The following is a 17,961-nucleotide window of genomic DNA, read 5'->3' as shown; positions in this document are numbered from 1 at the left end:
CTTTTGTTGCAGAAAGTCGGGACCGGTGGCGCGCGGCACGCCTACCCCGCCGCCACCAGCGACTCCCCCTGCTCCTCCCGCTCCACCATCGCCCGCAACGGCCCCGGTACGGCGACCAGTTCGGCGTAGGCGCCTCGCTGCACCACTCGCCCCTCGTCCAGGACGACGACCTCGTCCACCGCTTCCAGACCGGCCAGCCGGTGCGTGATCAGCAGGGTCGTACGGCCCTGTGTGGCGGCCAGCAGGTCGGCGGTCAGGGCGTCGGCCGTCGGCAGGTCGAGATGTTCGGCGGGCTCGTCGAGCACCAGGACGGGGAAGTCGGCGAGGAGCGCCCGGGCCAGTGCCAGCCGCTGCCGCTGCCCGCCCGACAGCCGGGCCCCGTGCTCACCGACCAGCGTGTCCAGGCCGTCGGGCAGCCTGTCCGCCCACTCCAGCAGCCGGGCGCGCCGCAGCACGTCGCGCAGCTGGTCCTCGGTGGCGTCCTTGCGCGCGAGGAGCAGGTTCTCGCGCACCGAGCTGTCGAAGAGATGCGCGTCCTGCGCGCACAGCCCGACCAGGCGTCGTACGTCGTCGCCGGCGAGGGCGCGGGCGTCCACGCCTGCCAGGGTGTACGAGCCGGCCTCCGCGTCCAGGAACCGCAGCAGCGTCTGGGCCAGTGTCGTCTTGCCTGAGCCGGACGGCCCGACCACGGCGATCCGCTGCCCCCGTCCGAGCGTCAGGTCGAGGCCGTCGAGCGCGGGGCGCCGCTGCCCCTCGTACCGTGCGGTCACGCCCTTGAGGGCCACCGGGAAGGGGGAGGCGGGCGCCTGCCGGGGCCGCTCCGGCTCCCGCACCGGCTCGGGCGCGTCCAGGACCTCGTACACGCGCTGCGCGCTTCTGCGCACCCGCTGCCGGTACTGCACGGCGAGCGGCAACCCCAGGACGGCCTCGAAGGCGGCCAGCGGGGTGAGGACGACCACGGCCGTCGAGACCCCGTCCAGCCGCCCGTCGGCGACCGCCTGCACGCCCGCGAGCGCGGTGGCGGCGACCGTCAGTCCCGAGAGCAGCGCGGTCAGGCCGTCGCCGAGCGCGGTGGCGGTCGCGGCGCGCGAGGCGATCCGGGTGAGCACGCCGTCGGCGCGCCGTGCCTCGGCACTGCGGGCGTCCAGGGCGCCGGCGACGGTCAACTCCGCGGTTCCGGTGAGCAGATCGGTCACCCGCGTCGCGAGCTGCCCTCGCGCGGGCGCCAGCCTGCGGTCGGCACGGCGGGCCACCGCACCGGTGAGCAGCGGCACGCCGACCCCGGCCGCCACCAGCCCGACGGCGAGCGCGAGACCGGCCTCGGGCAGCAGCCACGCCGTGAAGCCCACGGATGCGGCGGACACGACCACCGCGGTTCCCGCGGGCAGCAGCCAGCGCAGCCAGTAGTCCTGGAGGGCGTCCACGTCGCTGACCAGCCGCGAGAGCAGGTCGCCGCGACGGGTGCGGCGCAGCCCGGCGGGGGCCAGCCGCTCAAGGCGCCGGTAGACGGCGACCCTGGTGTCGGCCAGCATCCGCAGCACCGCGTCGTGCGACACCAGCCGCTCGCCGTACCGGAAGACCGCCCGCCCGATGCCGAAGGCGCGCGTCGCCGTCACCGCCACCATCAGATACAGCACGGGCGGCTGCTGCGAGGCCCGCGAGATGAGCCACCCGGAGGTGGCCATGAGCCCGACGGCACTGCCGAGCGCGAGGCTGCCGAGCAGCAGGGCGAGCGCCAGCCGGCCGCGCCGGGGGCCGGACATGGCCCGCACCCGCGCGAGGACACCGCCGCCACCGCTCACCGCGGCGGCCGCGTCGTTCCCGGGCTCGTGCACGGCCGGACTCTCGTACGCCTCCCGGGTCGCCGCCCGTGCCTCGGGTGCCCGGTGTTCCACCGCCGTGGGCAGCGTCGGCGCGTCCAGCCTGACGATCCGGTCCGCCGGTGCGAGCAGGGCCGGCCGGTGCACCACCAGCAGGACGGTCCGCCCCGCCGCCAGTCGCCGTACCGCCTGAACGACCTCCGCCTCGGTGGCGCCGTCCAGCGCGGCTGTCGGCTCGTCGAGGAGCAGCACCGGCCGGTCCGCAAGGAACGCCCGGGCGAGTGCGAGCCGTTGCCGCTGCCCGGCGGAGAGCCCGGCACCGTCCTCGCCGAGCAGCGTGTCCGTCCCCACGGGGAGCGCCTCCACGAACTCCAGCGCACCGGCGTCCGCCAACGCCCGCCGTACGGCGTCGTCGTCGGCGCCGGGACGCGCGAGCCGTACGTTCTCCGCGACGGTCCCGGCGAACAGGTGCGGGCACTGCGGCACCCAGGCGATCCGCGACCGCCACTGCTCCAGGTCGGCCTCGCGCAGATCGACTCCCCCGATCCGCACCCGCCCCTCAGTCGGCCGCACAAAGCCCAGCAGGACGTTCAGCAGCGTCGACTTGCCGATGCCGCTCGGCCCGACGAGGGCGACCGTCTCCCCGGGCTCGACGGTGAAGGACGCCTGCGACACCGCGTCCTCGGAGCGCCCGGGGTAGCGGACCGTCACGCCCTCGAAAGCGATGGCGCCCTCGGGCACGTCCGCCGTGCCCGACGCCGGCACGGGCGTCTCCAGGACGGCGAAGATCTCCTCGGCCGCGGCGAGCCCCTCGGCCGCCGCGTGGTACTGCGCACCGACCTGGCGCAGCGGCAGATACGCCTCGGGCGCCAGGACGAGGATGACCAGGCCGACGTAGAGGTCCATCTCGCCGTGCACCAGCCGCATGCCGATCGTCACGGCGACCAGGGCCACGGACAGCGTGGAGAGCAGCTCCAGCGCGAACGACGAGATGAAGGCGATCCGCAGCGTACGCATCGTCGCCTGCCGGTACTCGCCGGTGATCCGGCGGATCGACTCGGCCTGCGCCTTGGCCCGCCCGAACACCTTCAGGGTCGGCAGTCCCGCGACGACGTCCAGGAAGTGCCCGGACAGGCGGGACAGCAGCCGCCACTGACGGTCCATCCGGGACTGCGTGGCCCAGCCGATCAGCATCATGAAGACCGGGATGAGCGGCAGGGTGCCCACGATGATCGCCGCCGACACCCAGTCCTCGGTGACGATCCGGGCCAGCACCGCGACCGGCACGACCACCGCAAGCCCCAACTGCGGCAAATAGCGCGAGAAGTAGTCGTCGAGGGCGTCGACTCCCCGTGTCGCCAGGGCGACCAGCGAGCCCGTCCGCTGCCCGCCCAGCCACCCCGGCCCCAGGGCGACGGCACGCTCCAGCAGCCGCCCCCGCAGCTCCGACTTCACCGCCGCGCTCGCCCGGTGGGCGGCGAGTTCGGTGAGCCAGGAGACCAACGCCCGTCCGGCCGCGACGGCCGCCAGGAGCAGCAGGGGCGTGCCGAGTGCGGAGACCGTCATCCGGTGCTGGAAGGCACCGACCACGACCTCGGCGATGAGCATCGCCTGCGCGATGACCAGGCCCGCCCCGACAGCACCCAGTCCGACGACCGCCACCATGAACAGGCGGGTGGCGCGGGCGTACCGCAACAGACGTGGATCGATTGGTTTCACGTGAAACACACCTCAGTGCACGGTCTCAGCGATGTGCTGCGTCCCGATGCGCTTGCGGAACACCCAGTAGGTCCACCCCTGGTAGAGCAGGACGATCGGCGTGGCGATACCGGCACACCAGGTCATGATTTTCAGGGTGTAGGGGCTCGACGAGGCGTTGGTGACGGTCAGGCTCCAGTCCTCGTCGAGCGACGACGGCATGACATCGGGGAAGAGCGACAGGAACAGCATCGCCACGGCGGCCACGATGGTGACCCCGGACAGTGCGAACGACCATCCCTCGCGCCCGGCCTGATTGGCCACCAGCGCGGCGACCAGGGCGGCCACGGCCACGACGAGCGCCACCAGGCTCTTGCCGTCCCCGCTGTCGACCTGTGTCCACAGCAGGAAGACCAGCGCCACCACGGCGGCGGTCAGACCGACCACCGTGGCCAGCCTCCGCGCCCGCTCCCGGATCTCGCCGACCGTCTTGAGCGCCGTGAACACCGCCCCGTGGAAGGTGAACAGCGTCAGCGTCACCAGCCCGCCGAGCACGGCGTACGGGTTGAGCAGGTCCCAGACACTGCCGACGTACTCGAAGTTCTTGTCGATCTTCACGCCGCGCACGATGTTGCCGAAGGCGACCCCCCACAGGAACGCCGGGATCAGCGAGGTCCAGAAGATCGCGGTCTCCCAGTTGCGCTGCCAGTGCTCCTCGGGACGCTTGGCCCGGTACTCGAATGCGACGCCCCGCACGATCAGGCTGAGCAGGATGACCAGCAGCGGCAGATAGAAGCCCGAGAAGAGCGTGGCGTACCACTCGGGGAAGGCGGCGAAGGTCGCGCCGCCCGCCGAGAGCAGCCACACCTCGTTGCCGTCCCAGACCGGGCCGATGGTGTTGATCAGCACCCTCTTCTCGGGCCGGTCGCGGGCCAGCAGCTTGGTGAGGATGCCGACCCCGAAGTCGAAGCCCTCCAGGAAGAAGTAACCGGTCCACAGGACGGCGATCAGGACGAACCAGACGTCGTGCAGTTCCATGACTCGCTCTCCCTCGGCCTAGTACGAGAAGGCCATCGGCTTGTCGGCGTCACGGGTGTCGCCGCCGATCTTCGTGGGCGGGTTGAGGTCGGCCTCGGTGAGCTCGGGCGGGCCGGCCTTGACGTACTTCACCAGCAGCTTGACCTCGACGACGGCAAGGACGGCGTACAGCGCGGTGAAGATGCTCATCGAGGTGAGGACCTCGGCCTGGGAGACACCGGGGGAGACCGCGTGACGGGTCTGCAGGACGCCGTAGACGACCCAGGGCTGACGGCCCATCTCGGTGAAGATCCAGCCCCAGGAGTTGGCGATCAGCGGGAAGCCCATGGTCCAGATGGCCACCAGCCAGTAGAGCCTGCCCAGCTTGGGGCTCAGGGCCTTGTTCCGGAACAGGACCAGATGCGGCACCTCGTCGTCGCCGACCCTCAGGTGCTGCGGCAGCATGAACTTCTTGCGGGTCAGCCAGAGCCCGGCCAGGCCGATGGCGAAGGACGCCATGCCGAAGCCGATCATCCAGCGGAACGCCCAGAAGGTGACGGGGATGATCGGGCGGTAGTCGCCGGGGCCGTACTTCTCCTGCTCTGCCTTGTTGGTGTCGTTGATGCCGGGGACGTAGGAGTTGAAGTCGTCGTCGGCGAGGAACGACAGCACACCGGGGATCGACAGTTCGACGCTGTTGTGGCCCTTGCTCACGTCGCCGTAGGCGAAGACCGAGAACGGCGCGGAGTCCTGGCCGTCCCACAGGGCCTCGGCAGCCGCCATCTTCATCGGCTGCTGCTTGAACATGACCTTGCCGAGGGTGTCACCGCTGATCGCGGTGAGCATGCCGGCGATGACGACGGTGATCAGACCCAGCCGCAGCGAGGTCTTCATGACGCGCACGTGCTTCTTGCGGAACAGATGGAAGGCGGCGATGCCGACCATGAACGCGCCACCGGTCAGGAAGGAGGCCGAGAGCGTGTGGAAGGCCTGGGCGAGCGCGGTGTTCTGGGTGAGCACCTGCCAGAAGTCGGTGAGTTCGGCACGTCCCCTGGCCTTGTTGATCCGGTAGCCGACGGGGTGCTGCATCCAGGAGTTGGCCGCGAGGATGAAGTACGCCGACAGGATCGTGCCGATCGAGACCATCCAGATGCAGGCCAGATGGATCCGCTTGGGCAGCTTGTCCCAGCCGAAGATCCACAGACCGATGAAGGTCGACTCGAAGAAGAACGCGATCAGGGCCTCGAAGGCCAGCGGAGCACCGAAGACATCACCGACGAAGCGGGAGTAGTCGGACCAGTTCATGCCGAACTGGAACTCCTGCACGATGCCGGTGACGACACCCATCGCGATGTTGATCAGGAAAAGCTTGCCCCAGAACTTGGTCGCCCTGAGGTACTTCTCCTTCTCCGTGCGCACCCAGGCCGTCTGCAGGCCGGCCGTGAGGGCGGCCAGCGAGATCGTCAGGGGGACGAAAAGGAAGTGGTAGACGGTGGTGATACCGAACTGCCATCGCGCCAGAGTCTCCGGCGCCAAAGCCAGGTCCACGTCGCCGCTCCTAACCGCTTGTGAAAGCGTTCACATTCACAAGCAATTATGGCGCACGGGTCGGGCGGAACAGCACCAGGGTGCTGTCTCCTCCGTCACGTCGACCCGTTGCCGGAGCTCACAGCTCCTTGCGGAACGCTTCCGTCACCTTCAGGAAGATGTCGTTCGCCTCGTTCTCGCCGACCGTCACCCGCACGCCCTCGCCCGCGAACGGCCGGACCACCACACCGTGCTCCTCACAAGCCTGCGCGAAGGGCACCGTGCGCTCCCCCAGCCGCAGCCACACGAAGTTGGCCTGGGTCTCGGGCACCGTCCAGCCCTGGGAGCGCAGCGTGTCCACCACCCGGTTGCGCTCGCAGACCAGGGAGCCGACCCGGCCGAGCAGCTCGTCCTCGGCCCTCAGCGAGGCGATGGCCGCCTCCTGCGCGAGCTGGCTCACACCGAACGGCACCGCCGTCTTGCGCAGCGCCGCCGCGACCGGCTCATGGGCGATCGCGAAGCCGACACGCAGACCCGCGAGGCCGTACGCCTTGGAGAACGTGCGCAGCACACAGACGTTCGGCCGCTCGCGGTACAGCTCCACACCGTCGGGCACCTCGGGGTCGCGGATGAACTCGCGGTAGGCCTCGTCCAGCACCACCAGCACATCGCCGGGCACCCGGTCGAGGAACCGTTCCAGCTCCGCCCGGCGCACGACCGTTCCGGTCGGGTTGTTGGGGTTGCACACGAAGATCAGGCGGGTGCGGTCGGTGATCGCGTCCGCCATCGCGTCCAGGTCGTGCACCTCGCCCGGGGTCAGCGGCACCTGCACCGAGGTGGCGCCGCTGATCTGCGTGATGATCGGGTACGCCTCGAAGGACCGCCAGGCGTAGATGACCTCGTCACCGGGGCCGGCGGTGGCCTGGATCAGCTGCTGGGCCACGCCCACCGAACCGGTGCCGGTGGCCAGATGGCCGAGCGGCACACCGAAGCGGTCGGACAGCTCGCTCATCAGCCCCGTGCAGGCCATGTCCGGGTAGCGGTTGAAGGACGCGACCGCGGCCGTCACCGTCTCCATCACACCGGGCAGCGGCGGATAGGGGTTCTCGTTGGAGGACAGCTTGTAGGCCGCCGGGCCACCGGCCGCGGCGGGCTTGCCCGGCTTGTAGGTGGGGATACCCTCCAGCTCGGCGCGCAGCTTGGGGCTCGTCTCGCTCACCGCAGTCCTCCTCATGACCACCACCGGCTCTGAATACTGCTTACCTTATGAGGATTCGGCGGCGCTGCGTACCGGTCAGGACGGACCACCTCCGTCACAGCCGCATCAGGGGCAACACCACCCTTAGCGAGACGAATCGAGGGGCGCGCCCACATATATCTATGCGCCGGTGGCTCACTCCGTGGCGCGCATCCCCCGTGAAGGTGAGTTGAGACCTCTTCGAAACATCGGGGGCTTGGCAGGCCCATACGTGCCGACAAGTCACGTAGTGACATTGGATCGTTCAACTGACTTTGTTTCAAAGGTAGTTGACGCAAGATGACCTTGCAGAAACGTGCCTGTCAACGCGTGCATATGCGTCCGCCCTACCCCAGTCCATGAGCCCTACTATCGGCTCGCCATGACAGCAGCAGGGAAGCACCAGGTGAGCCGCGCGGAAACCTCACGCCGAGGAAGCCGGCCGGGGCGGGCAGGCATCAGGGACGTGGCCGCCGCCGCCGGAGTCTCCATCACGACCGTCTCCGACGCCCTCAACGGCAAGGGGCGGCTCCCGGACGCCACCCGCCGCCATGTCCGCGAGGTCGCCGACCGACTGGGCTACCGCCCGTCGGCAGCCGCCAGAACCCTCCGTACCGGCAAGTCGGGCCTCATCGGCCTGACCGTGACGACCTACGGGGATGAACCTTTCACCTTCACCGAGTTCGCCTACTTCGCCGAGATGGCGCGGGCCGCCACCTCGGCCGCACTGGCCCGCGGCTACGCGCTGGTGATCCTGCCCGCGACCTCGCGCCACGACGTGTGGTCGAACGTCGCCCTGGACGGGACGGTCGTCATCGACCCCTCCGACCAGGACCCGGTGGTCAGCGAGCTGGTCCGGCAGGGTTTACCCGTCGTCTCCGACGGCCGCCCGGCCGGCTCGCTGCCGGTCACCGCGTGGGTCGACAACGACCACGAGGCCGCCGTGATGGGCATCCTCGACCATCTGGCCGACGCCGGCGCCCGCCGCATCGGCCTGCTGACGGGGACGTCGACGGACACGTACACCCATCTGTCGACGACGGCCTATCTGCGCTGGTGCGAACGCGTCGGCCAGGACCCGGTGTACGAGGCCTACCCGGCCCACGACCCGTGCGCGGGCGCCGTCGCCGCCGACCGGCTGCTCGCCCGCCCCGACCGGCCCGACGCCGTCTACGGCCTGTTCGACCCCAACGGCACCGACCTGCTCGCCGCGGCGCGCCGCTACGGCCTGCGCGTACCGGACGACCTGCTTCTGGTCTGCTGCAGCGAATCCACCGTCTACGCCAACACCGAGCCGCCGATCACCACGCTCTCGCTGAAACCGCGGCGCATCGGCACGGCGGTCGTGCAGCTCCTCATCGACGCGATCGAGGGGGTCGAATCGGACCAACCGGTCGAGCAGGTGATACCGACGGAGCTGATCGTGCGCACCTCCTCGCAGCGGCGCCCGCCGCGCACGACGGTCAGTGCGCCGCGATCGCCCGAGGAGGAGTAGAACAGAGGCCGTCAGCGAGCGGTCGAAGCCCTGCCCAATCGGGGCGAAAGCCGCGGTGAACTGGACTCTTACTCCGATTCACCACCCCTGGGTCATCACATGGCGCGATCGGCATTCCTATGATGGGCCCACGACACCGCGGGCCGCTGCGACCAGGCAGTCCGAAGCGGTGCAGATGCGGCGCGATGGTGGAGGGGTCTGATGACTCAGGGGGCCGGTCAAGGACCCGAGACGGAGCGGACGGCGACGTTGCGCGACTTCCGGGTACCGGCGTATGTGCACGAGACCGGCCCGTACGGCCACAGCACACACCCCGGTGACGTCGTCCCGCCCGACGAGGCCACCCATCCGGACGGGTACACACCGACCAAGCGCGACCTGCCCGTCATCAACCGCGGCGACACGGTCCAGGTGCCCGTCGCCCCCGAGTCCCTCGCCGCCCCGCGCGAGACGGACGGCACCGGCGCGCTCTACGTCGTCGGCGACGTGCACGGTTACCTCGACGAACTGGTGTCGGCCCTCCAGGCACAGGGCCTCGTCGACGCCGCCGGACAGTGGTGCGCGGGCACCTCCCGGCTGTGGTTCCTCGGCGACTTCACCGACCGCGGCCCCGACGGCATCGGCGTCATCGACCTCGTGATGCGGCTGTCGGCGGAGGCGGCCGCGGCCGGCGGCTACTGCAAGGCGCTCATGGGCAACCACGAACTGCTGCTGCTCGGCGCCAAGCGGTTCGGCGACACCCCCGTCAACTCCGGCGCGGGCACCGCCACCTTCCAGGCGGCCTGGCTGCTCAACGGCGGCCAGAAGACCGACATGGACCGCCTCCAGGACCACCATCTGCAGTGGATGGCCCGCCTCGACGCCGTCGAGGAGGTCGACGGCTATCTGCTCGTCCACTCCGACACCACCGCCTATCTCGACTACGGCGACTCGATCGAGGCGGTCAACGACACCGTCCGCGAAACGCTCACGCGCAACGACGCCGACGAGTGCTGGGACCTGTTCCGCAAGTTCACCAAGCGGTTCTCCTTCCGCGACGAGGGCGGTGCAGACGCCGTACGCTCCCTGCTGGATACGTACGGCGGCACACGGATCGTTCACGGTCACAGCCCCATTCCGTATCTGCTCGGCGAGGTCGGGTCCGAGGAGGGCGACGACAGCGCGGGGCCCGTGGTCGAGGGACCGCACGTCTACGCGGACGGCCTGGCCATCGCGATGGACGGCGGAGTGACCATGGCCGGAAAGCTACTGGTCCAGCAACTTCCACTGGATATCTGAACGTTCACCGGGCAGGCGCCCCCACGCACGAACGGCGTTCAACGGCGCAGGCCAGGGCCCAATTTCTGGAAACCCCCTGTCACCACGTGCCGTGACCGCTCTACCATCGGCTTATCCGTAGCAGGCTCCCCTCCGTTTCTGCCCGACGGCTCGTTGGCATGCGAGCCCCAAGCCCTACGGAGCATCGGGGGATGCACATGAACAGCGTTCCGCAGCACCTGCTGAGTGAGGACCGCCAGGAGTACGAGCGGGTCCTCGACGAGGCGCTGCGCTCCGCCCCAAACCGCCCGGAACTGACCGCTGTCGGACAGCGGCTCAACGCCGAACAGCTGCGCACCATGGCGCTCAACGCCTCCGCTCTCATCACGGCGGCCGCCGCGACCGAGTACCAGCACTACGTGAAGGTTCGCGAGGAACTGCGCCAACCGGCGCCGTCGACCCCCTCGTCCACCCGTGAAGCCGGCTCCGCGGAGCCGGGCGCGGCCACGATGGGGCTCGCCACCACCCTCAGCGAGACAGCCGGTGCGGGCGCCGTCGCCGTCGCCGCGGTCCTCGCCCCTGTCCTCGCCGGAACGGCAGCGATCCTCTTCCTGCTCGTCGGCTACATCCTCAAGATGCTCGACCCCGAACCGGCGTTCGCCCAGACCATGCTGACCGCGGGATGGGTGTTCGGTGCCCTGACCGCGGCCGCGATCCTGGTCGCCGGCATCGGCCTGCTGCTCACCGCCCTGCGCAACAGGCCGTCCCTGGAGTCCGGACCGTACGGCGAACTGAGCGCGGAAGTGGCCCGCGCCAGGGAAGCCTGGCGCGAAGCTCTCCTCGAGAACGGCATCATGCCCTTCCTCAAGGAGGCGCTCGCCGACCCCGGCACCGCGGCGGCCCTGCACAGCAACACACCGCGGACGTCCACCAGCCGTATGCCGCACCTCGGATACGGCCGCCCGGGATTCAGCAGCCCCGACGACGGCCAGGCCTCCGGCCCACGGCCGAGCTTCAGCAGCCCGGACTACACCAGCCCGGACTTCGGAGGCCCGGAACACCAGCCGGAGTAACCCCCGGCTTGCGCCCTCCGCAGCGGCCCTAGGGGACCGACCGGGGGAGCGCAAGCCATGCAGTCACGTCGCCTTCGGTCCGCGTCGGTCCGCTTCAGTGATGGATCCGTGCCGAGCCCGGTCGACTGTCACAGCGGGATGGCACAGTGCAGCACCGTGGACATTGATCGGTTCTGGAACATCATCGAACGCGCGAGCTCTTCGGCCGCCGACTCCGGAGTGCTCTTCGACGAGGCACTGCTGGACCTTCTCGCTGGTCGTCCCCCGCAGGAGATCCTTGAATACGCCGAGCGGTTCGATGAGGTACACGACGCTCTGTACCGGTGGGATGTCTGGGCGGCGGCATACCTCATAGGCGGCGGCTGCTCCGACGACAGCTTCATGGACTTCCGAGCGGGAGTGATCGCACTGGGGCGGGACTGGTACGACCGAACAGTTCTGGATCCGGACAGCCTCGCCGAACGCCCCGCGGTCATCGAAGCAGCAGGCGCCCACCGCGACGAGGCACTGTTCTACGAGGACGTGAACTACGCGGCCAGTGGCGCTTTTGAACGCCTTACAGGAGATCCCGATGCCTTCTACAAGGCTTGGGCCGAGTACCGGTCAGCTGACGAACAGGACGGCGAAGCAGACATGGGCGAGGACTTCGACTTCGACGACGCGGCTGAGATGCATCGGCGGTTGCCCCGGCTGGCAAGGCTCTACTTCAAGGCCGACGACTAACTGGAATGGAACAGGACGGCCCGCGAATGCTCCATGAGTCGCGGGCCGTTCCGTAGAGGGACGGATCACTCAGCCAGCGGCAGGTACACCCTGTTCCCGCTCGCCGCGAACTCCTTCGACTTCTGGGCCATGCCCTCCTCGATCTCGACCCGGCTGCCGCCGTGTTCGCGGCGGATGTCCTGGGAGATTTTCATGGAGCAGAACTTCGGCCCGCACATCGAGCAGAAGTGAGCCGTCTTGGCCGGCTCCGCCGGGAGGGTCTCGTCGTGGAACTCCCGTGCCGTGTCGGGGTCCAGGGCGAGGTTGAACTGGTCCTCCCACCGGAACTCGAAGCGGGCGTCGGACAGCGCGTCGTCCCATTCCTGCGCACCGGGGTGCCCCTTGGCGAGGTCGGCTGCGTGGGCGGCGATCTTGTAGGTGATGACGCCGGTCTTGACGTCGTCACGGTTGGGCAGGCCCAGGTGTTCCTTGGGCGTGACATAGCAGAGCATGGCCGTGCCCCACCAGGCGATCATCGCGGCACCGATGCCGGAGGTGATGTGGTCGTACGCCGGCGCGACGTCCGTCGTCAGCGGGCCGAGCGTATAGAACGGAGCTTCATCGCAGATCTCCTGCTGAAGGTCGATGTTCTCCTTGATCTTGTGCATCGGGACGTGTCCCGGGCCCTCGATCATGGTCTGTACGTTCAAACGCTTGGCGATCTGGTTGAGTTCCCCGAGAGTCCGCAGTTCGGCGAACTGCGCCTCGTCGTTGGCGTCCGCGATCGAACCGGGCCGCAGGCCGTCGCCCAGCGAGTACGTGACGTCGTACGCCGCGAGGATCTCGCAGAGCTCCTCGAAGTTCTCGTAGAGGAACGACTCCTTGTGGTGCGCGAGGCACCAGGCGGCCATGATCGAGCCGCCGCGCGAGACGATCCCGGTCTTGCGGTTCGCGGTCAGCGGGACGAACGGCAGGCGCACGCCCGCGTGCACCGTCATGTAGTCCACGCCCTGCTCGGCCTGTTCGATGACCGTGTCCTTGTAGATCTCCCAGGTCAGCTCCTCGGCGCGGCCGTCGACCTTCTCCAGCGCCTGATAGAGCGGCACCGTGCCGATGGGCACGGGGGAGTTGCGCAGCACCCATTCACGGGTCGTGTGGATATTGCGGCCGGTGGACAGGTCCATGACCGTGTCGGCGCCCCAGCGGGTCGCCCAGGTCATCTTCTCGACCTCCTCCTCGATGGAGGACGTCACCGCGGAGTTCCCGATGTTGGCGTTGACCTTCACCAGGAACCGCTTACCGATGATCATCGGCTCGATCTCGGGGTGGTTGACGTTCGCGGGCAGCACCGCGCGGCCCGCCGCGATCTCCTCGCGGACCACCTCGGGCGAGACGTTCTCCCGCAGGGCCACGAACTCCATCTCGGGCGTGACCTCACCCCGGCGCGCATACGCGAGTTGTGTGACGGCCTGACCGGCACGTCCGCGACGTGGCTGACGCGGACGCCCGGGGAAGACCGCGTCGAGATTGCGCAGCCCTCCACGCGGCGAGGTGTGCTTGATGCCGTCGTCCTCCGGACGGACGGGGCGCCCCGCGTACTCCTCGGTGTCACCGCGGGCGATGATCCAGTTCTCGCGGAGCGGGGCGAGCCCCCGTCGGACATCGGTGTCGGTGAGCGGATCGGTGTACGGGCCGGAGGTGTCGTACAGCGTGACCGACTGCCCGTTGGTGAGGTGCACCTGACGGACCGGCACCTGCAGATCGGGGCGTGAGCCCGCGATGTATGCCTTGTGCCAGCCGATGGACTTCCCGGCCTCCTGGCGCTGTTCACCCTGGCTGGAGGCAGGCGTGCGTGCGTCCTTGTTGGTCATGAGACCTACTCCCTACGCCGGCATTACCCGGTAACAGGTTCGGCGGTCGACGCAGCGGTATCCGTCTGTCGACGTCTCGTGGGGAACATCACCCGAGTTCGGTGATGTTCCACGTGAAACATCGCTCTGACGGAGGTCAGCGCCCTCTCAGCCCGGTGCTCCGAGCTCCCGCGTGTGCAAAGGTGCCTCCACGCTAGCGTCAATTCGGGCGAGCTGAACAGGGGGCCTTGGTGTTCTTGCGATGATCTGGCGGTGACCACGACAGAGCAGTACCCGTACCCGCCGCCGGAGCCGCCGCGCGGACACGGCTCCGAGAACGGTCATGGCCACGGCCCTGAGGGCGGTCACGGCCACGGTCCCGACCCGGGGCACGGCCACGGTTCCGGGCACGGCCATACGCACAGCCACGGCCCGGCCGCCCCTGTCTCCCGGCATCTGCGCAAGGTCATCGCCGCGATCCTCATCCCGTTCACCGCCGCCGTGGTCGTCGGGCTCGTGGTGCTGTGGCCCGGCGGTGCCCCGCCGCACGAGCGCACCGGTGTGGGCTTCGACCGGCAGACCCAACAGGCGACGGTCACCGAAGTCGTGAGCGTGAGCTGCAAGTCCGTCAACGCCTCGGGCGGGACCCCGACCGGTGACACCTCCACCGCCGAGGGCTCCTCGGCCCAGCAGCAGGCGAAGGGCACCTGCAAGAAGGCGACGATCCGCGTCGACACGGGCAGCGACAAGGGCCGTACCTTCACCGAGATCGTCCAGCCCGACCAGTCGCGGCAGCTGCACGAGGGCGAGAAGGTCGTGGCCGCCTACGAGCCCTCCGCGCCCAAGGACCTGCAGTACTCGGTCACCGACGTGAACCGCAGGTTCCCCATGGCCCTGCTCGCCGGCATCTTCGCGCTCGCCGTCGTGGTGGTGGGCCGGCTGCGCGGCATCATGGCGCTGGTCGCGCTGGCCGTCAGCTTCCTGGTGCTGACCTTCTTCATCCTGCCGGCGATCCTGCAGGGTTCGAACCCGCTGCTGGTGGCGGTGGTCGGGTCGAGCGCCATCATGCTGATCGCCCTCTACCTGTGCCACGGCCTGTCGGCCCGTACCTCCGTGGCGGTCCTCGGCACTCTGCTCTCGCTCGTACTGATCGGCCTGCTCGGCTCCGGGTTCATCGGCTGGGCCGCGCTGACCGGCAACACGGACGACAACACCGGCCTCATCCACGGTCTGTATCCGTCGATCGACATGAGCGGTCTGCTGCTCGCGGGCGTCATCATCGGCTCGCTCGGTGTCCTCGACGACGTGACGGTCACCCAGACCTCGGCCGTCTGGGAGCTGCACGAGGCCAATCCCTCGATGGGCTGGCGGCAGCTGTACCGGGCGGGCATCCGCATCGGCCGCGACCACATCGCGTCCGTCGTCAACACCCTCGTCCTCGCCTACGCGGGCGCCGCGCTGCCGTTGCTGCTGCTGTTCTCCATCGCGCAGAGCGGCGTGGGGACGGTCGCCAACAGCGAGCTGGTGGCGGAGGAGATCGTGCGCACGCTGGTGGGCTCGATCGGCCTGGTCGCTTCGGTACCGGTCACGACGCTGCTCGCGGCGCTGGTGGTCGCCGCCGACCGTCCGGGTCCGCACACGGCGACAGCGGGCACGGTGGCGGCGGCAGGGACCGCAGGTGCCGTACCTGCTCCGGCGCGCCCGGGCCGGGGCCGACGCCGCAAGCGCTGAGCCGGGCGGGCGCCGCGGCACACGGCGCCTCCGGAGACGGGCGCCCTCTCGCTGCCCGTACAGGAAATGGCGTCACAGCACCCCCGGCCCCGGGCAGAAGCGTCACAGCACCCCCGGCCCCGGGCAGAAGCGTTACGCCCACTATCTGATCGGATCCCCGCTCAGCCCGCGCTCTGTTCCTCCGCGAGGATGCGGTCCAGTGCCTCGTCGAGGTGGGCGTCGAAGTCGTCGAGGGCGCCCTCCTGGCCGAGTGGCACCAGCTTGTCGGTGCGGTCGAGAAAGGCGATGAGGGGCGCGGTGGACGAGCGGAACAGCGCCTGGTCGCGGCCGACCTGAAGCCGGATCAGCACCTCGGTCAGCGAGTCCGGTTCGGCCGGAGAGACACGCACATCGCCCTCCCCGCACGGCCCGCCCACTCCGTCGACCAGCAATTCACGGCCGAACGCCCAGGTCACCGGCGCATCACCGGGCAGGTGGAAGGTCAGTCGTACGGCATACGGATCGCAGGTCTCGTAGCGCAGTTCCACCGGGATGCGGAACGAGAGCTCCTCTGAGACGAGAAAGCTCATCATGACCTCTGCCTGCACGGACTCGCGCATCGCCTACCCCGTCATATGAAGCCGATCGGCTGGGAATGATCCCCTGACACTGATGGCATCTTGCTGAAAGTACACGGCAGATCACAAGGAGTGAGTTTTCAGATACTGATAGAGAGCGCCAGCGTCCCCATCAGCCGCCCGATCTCACGCTGCAGTTGATCGACCGCGGACACCAGCCGGTCGGCCTGATGCGCGGGCAGGGAGATGGCCAGCGTCGCGGCCGTCGTGCCCACCGTGAGCGGGAGGGCTGCGCAGACCGTCCCCAGGGCGTACTCCTGCCGCTCCGTCACCGGCTCCATCCGCCGTGTCCGCTCCAGCCGTCTGAGCAGGGTCTGACTGTCACGGACGGTGTACGGGGTGATGGACTGCACGGGATAGCGGTCGAGATGGTCACGGCGGGCGTCGTCGTCCAGCTGTGCGAGCAGGCACTGGCCGATCGCATGCGCGTGCGCCGTCTCGCGGAAGTCGGCCCACTCCTCGACCGCCGGGTTGCCCGGGGTGTCGGAGACGCACATGACCTCGATCTCGCCCTCCCGGTAGACCGCGTAGTACACAGGCACACCGATGGCGTCGCGCCAGCGCGCGAGCGCGTCGACGATCGTGCTGCGACGTTTCTGCTGGGCTCCGTTGCTGCTCAGCCGCTCGGCCGCGTCGCCGAGGAAGAACAGGCCCTTGTCCCGGCTCAGATAGCCCTCGTGGACCAGGGTGCGCAGCAGGTGGTACGCGGTGGGAAGCGCCAGGCCGGTCTCGCGGGCCAGCTGCTTCGCGGGAGCTCCGTACGCGTGCCGCGCGACGCACTCCAGCAGGCGCATCGCGCGCTGGACGGATCCGATGAGGGTCGCGGACTGCGAAGACGTGGAATCCGCTGCCGGGGACGGCTGCGCCAAAGATGCCGGCGGGCCAGGCGGCAGAGCGGTGGTGCGCTCCTGCGTCGAGGGCCCCGGCTGCTCGGGGGGCCGGAAACAATGTCCGGGGGGCGGGGCGTGGGGTGCGTGGCTGTTGGTGAGTGCGGTGTCTGCCGTGGCCAAGGGTCACTCCCGAAAGCGCGAGGGGGCAGCCGTGCCGGAGAACACGGGTGGGGGTGTACGCCGCTCGCGGGGTGGTCCCCGCGTCGATTTCCGGACTCTAATGGCCCGCGGCCGTCTCGAGACGGCCTGTCCGGAAATCTTCCCTCGCGCGAGGGAACCGGTGATTCCTGTTACCGATCACCGGTTTCCCGGGGGCCTCACCAGTCGCTGCGTGAGGAGGAGTTCGACATGAACTTTCGTACGACATAGATCAGCCCGCCGACCAGCGCCACGAAGACCAGCGCCTTGAACAGCAGCCCGATGACGAAGCCCACGACGCTGGCTATCAGCCCGCCGAACACGACCAGGGCGATGACCGGCACCGCGATCCACTTCACCCACCACGGCAGTCCGCCGAAGATCTCTCCCATTGCTCTCGTCCTTCGCTCTCGGCCCGACTGCTGTGCAGGGGTCCATCTGTGCAGGGTCCATTGACGTCCTGCACTCGATGCTAGAGCCGCCGGGGGTGCCGGCGGGGCCCTCGCACCCCTTGTCCTCCCCTGATCGAACCCCTAGGGAACCCCGAGAGTCCGCCTCAGCTCTCCGGCGGAGAGAAGACGACGAGGACCCGCAGGTCCTCGCTGATGTGATGGAACTTGTGGGCCACACCCGCCGGCACGTACACCACGCTGCCGCGCGCGACCTCGGTGGTCTCCAGGCCGACGGTGATCGAGGCGCGGCCGCTCACGACGAAGTAGACCTCGTCCTGGTTGTGAGGCTTCTGTGGATCATGTTCACCGGCATTGAGGGCGTACAGCCCGACGGACATGTTCCGCTCACGCAGAAACTGCAGGTAGGCGCCCTCATTGGCGGCACGTTCCGCCTCAAGTTCGTCCAGCCGGAATGCCTTCATCGCAGTTGTCGCCCTCGCCCCGCTGCTCGTGACCG

At 69.2% G+C, this 17,961-nt stretch carries 14 protein-coding genes; 5 read left to right on the top strand and 9 right to left on the bottom strand.

The features are described from left to right. Positions 1-41: 41 nt before the first annotated feature. From cydD to hisC, 4 genes are all read right to left on the bottom strand, one after another. Complete coding sequence (gene cydD / locus MQN93_RS13990; protein ID WP_242709717.1) at positions 42-3,539, bottom strand: thiol reductant ABC exporter subunit CydD; 3,498 nt, start codon at positions 3,537-3,539, stop codon at positions 42-44. 12 nt (positions 3,540-3,551) lie between these two features. Beyond that, positions 3,552-4,556 (bottom strand): cytochrome d ubiquinol oxidase subunit II, encoded by a 1,005-nt coding sequence (gene cydB / locus MQN93_RS13985; RefSeq protein WP_242709716.1) that lies wholly within the window; start codon positions 4,554-4,556, stop codon positions 3,552-3,554. 18 nt (positions 4,557-4,574) lie between these two features. Continuing rightward, entirely contained in the window at positions 4,575-6,083 is a 1,509-nt protein-coding gene (locus tag MQN93_RS13980) for a cytochrome ubiquinol oxidase subunit I (RefSeq protein ID WP_016436994.1), read from the bottom strand. Between the two features lie 118 nt (positions 6,084-6,201). After that, positions 6,202-7,281 (bottom strand): histidinol-phosphate transaminase, encoded by a 1,080-nt coding sequence (hisC, locus tag MQN93_RS13975; protein WP_242709715.1) that lies wholly within the window; start codon positions 7,279-7,281, stop codon positions 6,202-6,204. 400 nt (positions 7,282-7,681) lie between these two features. Between hisC and MQN93_RS13970 the strand changes: the two genes are divergently transcribed. The 4 genes from MQN93_RS13970 to MQN93_RS13955 all read left to right on the top strand — a co-directional run bounded on the left by MQN93_RS13970 (position 7,682) and on the right by MQN93_RS13955 (position 11,847). Further along, the gene (locus MQN93_RS13970; RefSeq protein WP_078516720.1) at positions 7,682-8,794 is read left to right on the top strand and encodes a LacI family DNA-binding transcriptional regulator; all 1,113 of its coding nucleotides are present in this window, start codon (positions 7,682-7,684) and stop codon (positions 8,792-8,794) included. Between the two features lie 201 nt (positions 8,795-8,995). Continuing rightward, positions 8,996-10,072, top strand: coding sequence for a metallophosphoesterase (locus MQN93_RS13965; RefSeq protein WP_016436997.1), 1,077 nt, complete (start codon positions 8,996-8,998; stop codon positions 10,070-10,072). 191 nt (positions 10,073-10,263) lie between these two features. Further along, a complete protein-coding gene (locus MQN93_RS13960; RefSeq protein ID WP_242709714.1) occupies positions 10,264-11,124 on the top strand; it encodes a hypothetical protein in 861 nt (286 codons plus the stop codon). A gap of 156 nt (positions 11,125-11,280) precedes the next feature. Next, positions 11,281-11,847, top strand: a complete 567-nt coding sequence (locus MQN93_RS13955) for a DUF4240 domain-containing protein (protein ID WP_242709713.1) — start codon at positions 11,281-11,283, stop codon at positions 11,845-11,847. Positions 11,848-11,912: 65 nt separating this feature from the next. On the opposite strand, the gene thiC is transcribed toward MQN93_RS13955, so the two are convergent. Then, entirely contained in the window at positions 11,913-13,697 is a 1,785-nt protein-coding gene (gene thiC / locus MQN93_RS13950; protein WP_242709712.1) for a phosphomethylpyrimidine synthase ThiC, read from the bottom strand. A 252-nt stretch (positions 13,698-13,949) separates the two neighbouring features. Between thiC and MQN93_RS13945 the strand changes: the two genes are divergently transcribed. Further along, positions 13,950-15,407: a YibE/F family protein gene (locus MQN93_RS13945; RefSeq protein ID WP_242709711.1), complete on the top strand. Its 1,458-nt coding sequence runs from the start codon at positions 13,950-13,952 to the stop codon at positions 15,405-15,407. A gap of 161 nt (positions 15,408-15,568) precedes the next feature. On the opposite strand, the gene MQN93_RS13940 is transcribed toward MQN93_RS13945, so the two are convergent. The 4 genes from MQN93_RS13940 to MQN93_RS13925 form a co-directional block, all read right to left on the bottom strand. Then, positions 15,569-16,006, bottom strand: coding sequence for an SsgA family sporulation/cell division regulator (locus tag MQN93_RS13940; protein WP_016437001.1), 438 nt, complete (start codon positions 16,004-16,006; stop codon positions 15,569-15,571). A 98-nt stretch (positions 16,007-16,104) separates the two neighbouring features. After that, the gene (locus tag MQN93_RS13935) at positions 16,105-16,839 is read right to left on the bottom strand and encodes an IclR family transcriptional regulator (protein WP_308404313.1); all 735 of its coding nucleotides are present in this window, start codon (positions 16,837-16,839) and stop codon (positions 16,105-16,107) included. Between the two features lie 392 nt (positions 16,840-17,231). Further along, positions 17,232-17,444 carry a DUF5326 family protein gene (locus MQN93_RS13930; protein WP_016437003.1) on the bottom strand — a complete coding sequence of 71 codons (213 nt, stop codon included), beginning with the start codon at positions 17,442-17,444 and terminating at the stop codon, positions 17,232-17,234. A 164-nt stretch (positions 17,445-17,608) separates the two neighbouring features. Beyond that, positions 17,609-17,926, bottom strand: coding sequence for a cupin domain-containing protein (locus tag MQN93_RS13925; protein ID WP_016437004.1), 318 nt, complete (start codon positions 17,924-17,926; stop codon positions 17,609-17,611). Between the last annotated feature and the right edge of the window lie 35 nt (positions 17,927-17,961).

The sequence above is a fragment of the Streptomyces spinosisporus genome, from assembly GCF_022698145.1.
Taxonomy (GTDB): Bacteria; Actinomycetota; Actinomycetes; order Streptomycetales; family Streptomycetaceae; genus Streptomyces; species Streptomyces spinosisporus.
This window is presented reverse-complemented; position numbering and strand designations above follow the sequence as displayed.

Excerpts from the sequence above, each read along its gene's own strand:
- cydB (WP_242709716.1), bottom strand. The coding sequence starts at position 4,556 with ATGGAACTGCACGACGTCTGGTTCGTCCTGATCGCCGTCCTGTGGACC.
- MQN93_RS13970 (WP_078516720.1), top strand. The coding sequence starts at position 7,682 with ATGACAGCAGCAGGGAAGCACCAGGTGAGCCGCGCGGAAACCTCACGC.
- MQN93_RS13965 (WP_016436997.1), top strand. The coding sequence starts at position 8,996 with ATGACTCAGGGGGCCGGTCAAGGACCCGAGACGGAGCGGACGGCGACG.
- MQN93_RS13960 (WP_242709714.1), top strand. The coding sequence starts at position 10,264 with ATGCACATGAACAGCGTTCCGCAGCACCTGCTGAGTGAGGACCGCCAG.
- thiC (WP_242709712.1), bottom strand. The coding sequence starts at position 13,697 with ATGACCAACAAGGACGCACGCACGCCTGCCTCCAGCCAGGGTGAACAG.
- MQN93_RS13940 (WP_016437001.1), bottom strand. The coding sequence starts at position 16,006 with ATGCGCGAGTCCGTGCAGGCAGAGGTCATGATGAGCTTTCTCGTCTCA.
- MQN93_RS13930 (WP_016437003.1), bottom strand. The coding sequence starts at position 17,444 with ATGGGAGAGATCTTCGGCGGACTGCCGTGGTGGGTGAAGTGGATCGCG.
- MQN93_RS13925 (WP_016437004.1), bottom strand. The coding sequence starts at position 17,926 with ATGAAGGCATTCCGGCTGGACGAACTTGAGGCGGAACGTGCCGCCAAT.